Below are 679 nucleotides of genomic sequence, written 5' to 3' on the forward strand. Positions count from 1 at the left end.
CCTTTCCCATCGGGATCTATTCGGCCACGCACCAGTACAGCTGGGGCGACTATGGCCTGTCCCTTATGGGTCTGATCGGCCTGGCAATTCCCAATTTCATGATGGCTTTGGTGATGATGTATTTCGCCAATGTCTGGTTTGGAACATCCATCGGCGGCCTGATGGACGAGGAGTATTTCAACCAGCCGATGTCTTGGGAGAAATTCAAGTCGATCATGGAGCACCTCTGGATTCCCGTGTTTATCATCGCAACCGCGGGAACGGCCGGGATGATCCGCAGGCTTCGGGCCAACCTGCTTGACGAGTTGGAAAAGCAATATGTGACGACAGCCCGGGCCAAAGGCCTCAGCCCCTTCCGCACCTTGGTGAAGTACCCGCTGCGGATGTCGCTGAACTTCTTCATATCCGATATCGGATCCATCCTGCCGGCGATCATCTCCGGCGCCGAGATCACGGCGATCGTGCTGTCATTGCAGACAACCGGACCGATGCTGATCCAGGCGCTCCAGAGCCAGGATATGTATCTGGCTGGATCATTCCTGATGTTTCTTGCCTTCCTGACGGTTATCGGGGTTCTGGTTTCAGATATCGCGCTGGCCTATCTCGATCCGCGGATCCGGCTTCAGGGTGGGAGCACCAAGTGAGCACTTCCCTTCCCCCTTCCGGCGCACCGCTCGAG

The 679-nt window shown here is 56.7% G+C and carries 1 protein-coding gene; it reads left to right on the forward strand.

The window, feature by feature from the left end:
- Positions 1-644: ABC transporter permease (locus ACR0IP_RS23305; RefSeq protein WP_480528183.1), on the forward strand; the 644-nt coding region annotated here is incomplete at its 5' end.
- Positions 645-679: the final 35 nt, after the last annotated feature.

It is taken from the genome of Ruegeria sp. AL11, assembly GCF_056540865.1.